The 6,846-nt window shown below is 74.9% G+C and carries 7 protein-coding genes; 3 read left to right on the top strand and 4 right to left on the bottom strand.

What is annotated here, in order from left to right; translation table 11 throughout:
• Positions 1–192: 192 nt before the first annotated feature.
• Complete coding sequence (locus AB0D04_RS26615) at positions 193–1,278, bottom strand: aminotransferase class V-fold PLP-dependent enzyme (protein WP_362707997.1); 1,086 nt, start codon at positions 1,276–1,278, stop codon at positions 193–195.
• 52 nt (positions 1,279–1,330) lie between these two features.
• Entirely contained in the window at positions 1,331–2,044 is a 714-nt protein-coding gene (locus tag AB0D04_RS26610; protein WP_362707995.1) for a DsbA family oxidoreductase, read from the bottom strand.
• 114 nt (positions 2,045–2,158) lie between these two features.
• Here AB0D04_RS26610 and AB0D04_RS26605 point away from each other — a divergent pair, with 114 nt between their 5' ends.
• Positions 2,159–2,830: a class I SAM-dependent methyltransferase gene (locus tag AB0D04_RS26605; protein ID WP_362707993.1), complete on the top strand. Its 672-nt coding sequence runs from the start codon at positions 2,159–2,161 to the stop codon at positions 2,828–2,830.
• On the opposite strand, the gene AB0D04_RS26600 is transcribed toward AB0D04_RS26605, so the two are convergent.
• Together AB0D04_RS26600 and AB0D04_RS26595 are read right to left on the bottom strand one after the other, a co-directional pair.
• Positions 2,790–3,320 (bottom strand): GNAT family N-acetyltransferase, encoded by a 531-nt coding sequence (locus tag AB0D04_RS26600; protein ID WP_362707991.1) that lies wholly within the window; start codon positions 3,318–3,320, stop codon positions 2,790–2,792. The genes AB0D04_RS26605 and AB0D04_RS26600 overlap by 41 nt on opposite strands.
• 5 nt (positions 3,321–3,325) lie before the next feature.
• Positions 3,326–4,876, bottom strand: a complete 1,551-nt coding sequence (locus AB0D04_RS26595; protein ID WP_362707989.1) for an aldehyde dehydrogenase (NADP(+)) — start codon at positions 4,874–4,876, stop codon at positions 3,326–3,328.
• Between the two features lie 120 nt (positions 4,877–4,996).
• Between AB0D04_RS26595 and AB0D04_RS26590 the strand changes: the two genes are divergently transcribed.
• On the top strand, positions 4,997–5,767 hold the full coding sequence (locus tag AB0D04_RS26590) for an IclR family transcriptional regulator (RefSeq protein WP_362707987.1): 771 nt from the start codon (positions 4,997–4,999) through the stop codon (positions 5,765–5,767).
• A gap of 87 nt (positions 5,768–5,854) precedes the next feature.
• Positions 5,855–6,835 (top strand): hypothetical protein, encoded by a 981-nt coding sequence (locus AB0D04_RS26585; protein WP_362707984.1) that lies wholly within the window; start codon positions 5,855–5,857, stop codon positions 6,833–6,835.
• Positions 6,836–6,846: the final 11 nt, after the last annotated feature.

Here is a 6,846-nt window from a genome sequence, read left to right as displayed (position 1 = left end):
ACGGGGCACGGGGCACGGGGCACGGGGCACGGGGCACGGGGCACGGGGCACGGGCCACGATCATCGGGCATGACCGTCGGCTCTTGCGTCAGCACCCCGGCCGGCCCCGGCATTCCCGCCCGGAACCCTGAGTTCGGCCCTGGGTTCGGCCCTGATGCCGCCCCTGGGTCCGCCCCTGCCCCACCCCCCACCTCAGCGCCGGTCCCGCCCCTCCCCGATCAGCTCCAGCAGCCGCTCCACGTCATCCGTCGAGTTGTAGAGATGGAAGGCCGCGCGCAGCAGCCCCCCGCGCACCGCGACCCGTACGCCCGCCGCGGTCAGCCGATGCTCCGCGTCCGCGAGACCCGGTGTGGCGACGATCGCCGAGCCGGGGGCGGCGCGGGGCGCCAGGCCCCGTTCGGCCAGCCCCGCGCGGTAGTGGTCGGCGAGCGCGGTGTTGTGGGCGTGGACGGCGGGCACCCCCAGCTCCTCGAGGAGCGCCAGCGACCGCTCGGCACCGACGTACGAGAAGTGGGCATGCGGTTCGTCGAACCGGCGGGCGGTGGCAGCCGGCCGCAGTACCGGGCCGTAGTTGGACTCGTTGAGGTCCTCGCCGGCCACCCAGCCCGCGTGCAGCGCCTCGGGCCAGTCCGCGCCGCCCGGCGCGCCGTCGCCGCCGAACGTCATGAACGTCGTACCGCGCGGGCACAGCAGCCACTTGAAGGCGCCGCAGACCAGGAAGTCGTAGTCGGCGGCGCGCAGCGGCAGCCAGCCGGCCGCCTGGGTGGCATCGAGGTAGGTGCGCGCCCCGTGCGTCCGCGCCGCCTCCCGTACGGCTGCCAGGTCCGCGATCCGTCCGTCCAGCGACTGCACCGCGCTGAACGCGACCAGCGCGGTCCCCGGCCGTACCTCATCGGCCAGCGCATCCAGGGGTACGGTGCGCAGCGTGCGGCCGGGGCGGGCGGCGAGCGGGTTGACCAGGGAGCTGAAGTCGCCCTCGGGGACCAGCACTTCGGACCCCGGCGGCAGAGAGGCAGCGACGAACGCGGACTGGACGGCGACCGAGCTGCCGATCGCGACGCGCTCCTCGGGGATGTCCAGCAGCCGGGCGAAGGCGGCCCGGGAGGCGGCCGCCGGCCCGAAGTAGTCGCGGCCCATGGTGCCGTAGGACGCCGACTCGTCGAGGGCCGCGCGCAGGGCATCGGCGCTGCGGCGCGGGAGCAGACCGGCGGAGGCGGTGTTCAGATACGTCGTCTCGGGCGCGAATTCCGCCCTGCCCAGTGGCGTATGTCGCTGCATGTGCCCACTCTGGTCGACGGCCCGCGCCCCGTCCATCACCCGCCCGCGCCGTTCACGCCCCGGGTACGGCGCACCCCTCGTCGCCGCAGACCTCCGCCTCACCGGCCGCCAGGACCCGCACGGCACCGTCCGCGTGGGCCCGCTCCAGCGCCTGCCGGAAGACCTCGGCGGGCTGTCCGCCGGAGATCCCGTACTTCCGGTCGATGACGAAGAACGGCACGCCGGTGGCGCCCAGCTCCGCCGCGGCCCGTTCGTCGGCGCGCACCTCCTGGGCGTAGGCGCCGGGGTCGGCCAGCACCCGGGCCACCTCATCGGCGGGCAGCCCCGCCGCGACCGCGATCCCGGTCAGCACCGCGGGATCGGCGAGCGGACGGGCCTCGGCGAAGTTGGCGCGGTAGAAGGCGCCGAGCAGCGCGTCCTGGACGACGTGCGCCTTGGCGAGGTGCAGCAGCCGGTGCAGGTCGAAGGTGTTGCCGTGGATGCGGTCGGAGCGGTAGTCCAGCCCCTCCCCCGCCGCCGCGTCCGCGACCCGGGCCTCCATGGCCTCGGCCTGCGTGCGGCTGACGCCGTACTTCGCGGACAGCATGTCGAGCACGGGGAGGTCCGTGGCGGCCGGTGCCTTCGGGTCCAGCTCGAAGGACCGGTGCACCACCTCGACGTCGTGGTTGCCGTTCCGCTGCGCAAACGCGGCGAGCCCGGCCTCGAAGCGGGCCTTGCCGATGTAGCACCAGGGGCAGGCGATGTCGGACCAGATGTCGACGCGCATGGTGAGCTTGCTTTCCTCGTTCGGTCCCCGTCGGGGGTGGACGCCGCCGCCTTGTGGGCGGACGCCGGTACAACCTGCGCGGGCGCCGGGCCATTCCCTGGGTACGGTCCGGACATGACCACCCCACAGGACGCGGGCGGATTCTGGGAGACCACCGGGGCCGCCAAGACATTCACCCACCCGCTCGATGCGGCGCTGCTGGCCGAGTTCGTGCCCCGTACCGCACGGGTGCTGGACTACGGCTGCGGCTACGGACGGCTGACCGCCGAACTGGCCGGGCTCGGGTACCGGTCGGTGCGCGGGGTGGATTTCTCGGCGGCGCTGGTCGAGCGGGGGCGGCGGGAGCATCCCGGGCTGGATCTGCTGCGGTGGGCGGGGTTCCCGCTGCCGTTCGAGGACGGGGCGTTCGATGCGGCGCTGCTGTTCGCGGTGCTGACGTGCGTGACCGAGGACGCGGACCAGGCGGAGATCGTCGGGGAGCTGGGGCGTGTGGTGCGGCCCGGCGGGGTGCTGTATCTGAGCGATGTGCCGTTGCAGAGCGATCCGCTCAACCGGGAGCGGTACGAGCACTTCGCCGGGCGGTACGGCACCTACGGGGTCTTCGAGACGCCCGACGGCGGGGTGTTCCGGCACCATCCTCCGGAGCGGCTGCGGGGGCTGGTGCGCGACGCGGGGTTCGCGGTGGTGCGCGAGCGGGAGGACCGGGTGGGCACCCTGGACGGCCGGATCGCCGGGCGGCTGCAGCTCATCGCGCGGCGGGAGGCGGCAGGGCGAGCACCAGGCTGAGGTGGGTGGCGTCGGGGGCGGGGCGGCGGCCGGGGTCCGGCTGCCAGCCGAGGCCGGTGTAGAAGGCGCGGGCCCGGTGGTTGTGCCAGAGCACGTCGAGGACCGCGCGGGTAGAGCCCGCCGCGCGCCAGGCGTGCAGGCAGGCGGCGTGCAGGGCGCGGCCGACGCCGGTGCCCCAGTGGCCGGGGTCGACGTGCAGCTGGTGGAGTTCGACCGTGCCGGGGCGGTCGGCGCGGTGGCGGCAGGCGGCGGCACCGACGACCGTGTCCCGGCGTACGGCGCACAGTGCGGGGGTGTCGTCGCGGCCGAGGACGCGGCTCCAGTCGGCGTGCCGGCGGGCGTGTTCGGCCGGGGTGTCGAAGGGCGCGCCGGGGAAGCGGCTGTGGTGGTAGGCGGCGTGGGCGGCGGCATGCAGGCGGGCGATCGCCTCGAGGTCCGCCGGGGCCGCCGCGCGGACCTGGAGGGCCGTCCCGTCCCGGGCGTCGAGCACGGCGGCTACCCGCCCTCGGGGCGGCCGTCGAGGCGGCGCGGCAGGCCGAGCGGGTTGTCGTCGTGCAACTCGGGCGGGAGCAGCGCGGGCGGGGTGTCCTGGTAGGCGACCGGGCGCAGCCAGCGTTCGATGGCGGTGCCGCCGACGGAGGTGGACGTGGACGTGGTGGCCGGGTAGGGGCCGCCGTGGTGCTGGGCGGGCGCGACCGCGACGCCGGTCGGCCAGCCGTTGACGACGACGCGGCCGGCGAGCGGGGTGACCTCGGCGAGCAGCCGGGCGCCGCGCCCGGCCCGGTCGCTGCCGGCGCTCTCGGCGTCGCTGAGCTGGAGGGTGGCGGAGAGGTTGCCGGGGAGCCGGGCGAGGACGGCGCCGATCTCGGTCTCGTCGGCGTAGCGGGCGACGACGGTGACCGGGCCGAAGCACTCCTCCAGCAGGAGGTCGTGCGGCCCTTCGGTGGCGAGCCGGGCCGCGGGGACGGCGAGGAAGCCCGCGCCGACCGTGTGCGCGCCGCCCGCGCCGGGGGTCACCGGCGCCTGGACGTCCGGGAGCTCTGCTCGGCTGCGGACGCCGTCGATGAACGCCGCCCGCATCCGGTGGTCGAGCAGCACCCCCGCCTCGGTGTCGCTGACCGCCGCGGTCAGCGCCGTGAGCAGCCGGTCGCCGCCCTCGCCCTCCGGCGCCAGGACCAGGCCGGGCTTGACGCAGAACTGGCCGGTGCCGAGCGTCATGGCGCCGGCCAGCCCCGCGCCGATCTGCTCGGCGCGCTCCTCGGCGGCGGCCTCGGTGATCACCACGGGGTTGAGGCTGCCCAGCTCGCCGTGGAAGGGGATGGGCTGCGGGCGGGCCGCGGCCGCGTCGTACAGGGCGCGCCCGCCGCGTACCGAGCCGGTGAAGCCCGCGGCGCAGATCAGCGGATGGCGCACCAGGTCGAGGCCGGCCTGGAAGCCGTGCACCAGGCCCACCACGCCCGCCGGCAGCCCGACGTCGACGGCGGCGCGGCGCAGCAGCGCGGCGCACAGCTCGGAGGTGGCGGGGTGGTCGGGGTGCGCCTTGACGACGACGGGGCAGCCGGCCGCGAGGGCGCTGGCGGTGTCGCCGCCGGGGACGGAGAAGGCGAGCGGGAAGTTGGAGGCCGAGTAGACCGCCACGGGGCCCAGCGGGATCTTGTAGCGGCGCAGGTCGGGCCGTGGCGGGGTGAGGGCGGGGTCGGGGCGGTCGATCCGTACGTCGAGGAAGGCGCCCTCGTCCACGGTGTCCGCGAACGCCCGCAGCTGGTAGGTGGTCCGGCCCAGTTCGCCGGTGAGCCGGCCGGGGCCCAGCGCGGTCTCCGCGTCGGCGGCCTCGATGACCGCGTCGCCCGCCTCGTCGAGCAGATCGGCGGCGCGGCGCAGCAGCGCGGCGCGCACCTCGCGGCCGGCGAGCGCGCCGCGGGCCGTGTGTGCCTCGCGTACGGCCTGGTCCACCTCGGCCGCTGTGGCTTCCACCGCAACCTGTTCGCGCTGCTTCCCGGTTCGGGGGTCGACACTCCAGACTGGTGCTGCTGCCGCTGTTGCCACCGTGCATTCCTCCCGGGCGAAGTCTTGCCCCACCCTGGACAGCGTTCGATATGCTGAACATCGTCCCAGATGGTGAATATCCGGGACTCTATGGCTGTCCGAACAGAGGGGTCAAGGGCGATGTCAGCTGCCGATACCGGAGGATCGCAGGTCAAATCCGCGGTGCGGACGGTGGAGTTGCTGGAGCACTTCGCGGGCCGCCCCGGTATGCACAGCCTGGCCGCCGTCCAGGAGGCCGTCGGCTACCCCAAGTCCAGCCTCTACATGCTGCTGCGCACCCTCGTCGACCTGGGCTGGGTCGAGACCGATGCGACGGGCACCCGGTACGGCATCGGCGTCCGCGCCCTGCTGGTCGGCACGTCGTACATCGACGGAGACGAGGTGGTGGCCGCCGCCCGCCCGACCCTGGACCGGCTCTCGGACGACACCACCGAGACCATCCACCTCGCCCGCCTGGACGGCACCAACGTCGTCTATCTGGCCACCCGCCAGTCGCAGCACTATCTGCGCCCCTTCACCCGGGTCGGCCGCCGGCTGCCCGCGCACTCCACCTCGCTGGGCAAGGCGCTGCTCGCCACCTACACCGACGACCAGGTGCGGGGGATGCTGCCGCCGGCCCTCGCGGCGCTGACCGAGCACACCATCACCGACCGCGAGGCGCTGATCGAGGAGCTGCACGCGGTACGCGAACAGGGCTATGCGGTCGACCGCGAGGAGAACACCCTCGGCCTGCGCTGCTTCGGCCTCGCGATCCCCTACCGCACCCCGGCGCGGGACGCGGTCAGCTGCTCGGTGCCGGTGGCCCGGCTGACCCCCGACCACGAGCAGATGATCAAGGACATGCTGTTCGACGCCCGCGACCGGCTCACGCTGGCCACCCGCCGCCTCTGAGGTACCGGGCCCGCCTCCCCCGTACGGCGGAGGCGGATCGCCCGCGGGGCCGAGGCGGGCGGGGCGGGGCGCCGGAAGGCTGGCGGCATGACCTCGCAGCGCACCCGTTCCGTTCTGCGGGCGACCACCCTCGTCGCCTGCATCCCGTATCTCTCCCTCAAGATCGCCTGGATCGGGGGCGGCCGCATCGGCATCCCCGAGGGGAGCGCGCTGCGCCGGGACGGCAACTCCCTGATGGCGCTGAACGCGCTCACCCTGCTGATGGACGCCGCGGTGGTCGTGCTGGCGTTTACGCTGACCCGGCCGTGGGGGCGGCGGGTGCCGGCCTGGCTGCTGGCACTGCCCATGTGGTGCGCGACCGGCCTGCTCGCGCCGATCGTCGCGGTCTTCCCCGTCCAGACGCTGGCCTCGGTGGTGCGCGGCAACGGCGTCGGCGGTCTCCTCGGCAACGACGTGCCCGGCGGCAGCGCGGCCGAACTGCTCGACCCCTGGGTGTGGAGCGTCGTCTACACCGGCTTCATCGTGCAGGCACTGGCCCTGGGCGCCCTGTTCCTGCGCTACGCCAGGGAGCGCTGGGGTGATCTGTGGCGCGGCCGCGTCGGTGCGCTCCCCGACAGCCCCACCCGCCCCGCACGCCGGCTGACCGCGGCCGCGGTGGCCGTACTGGCCGTGCTGCCCGCCGCGATGCATCTGCTGTGGGCGGCCGGCGGCACCGTCGGCCTGAGCCCCGAACGGGTCGCGACGGCCGACCTCAACTCCCGTCTGAACGACGCCGGTTACGTCCTGTTCGCGCTGCTCACCGTCGCCGGGACGCTGATGCTCGGCCACCGGCGGGGCCGCCGCGTCCCGCTGCTGCTGCCGCTGGCGGCCGCCTGGATCGGCTCGGGGGCGCTGGCCTGCTGGGGCGGCTGGATGATGCTGACCACGGTCACGGTCGTCGCCGGCGATCCGAAGCTGCCCACCCCCCTGATGAGCCTGACTTACGCTGTGCAGGTGATCGTCGGGATGCTTGTGGCCGTCGCCGGTGCCCACTTCTTCGCCGAGCGCGAGGGCGCGCGGTGCGCATAAGGGCGGGCGCC

Origin of the sequence: Streptomyces sp. NPDC048483 (genome assembly GCF_040651455.1) — a bacterium.
Taxonomy (GTDB): Bacteria; Actinomycetota; Actinomycetes; order Streptomycetales; family Streptomycetaceae; genus Streptomyces.
The sequence above is the reverse complement of the archived record's forward strand: the minus strand, read 5'-3'. Positions and strand labels throughout refer to the sequence as shown.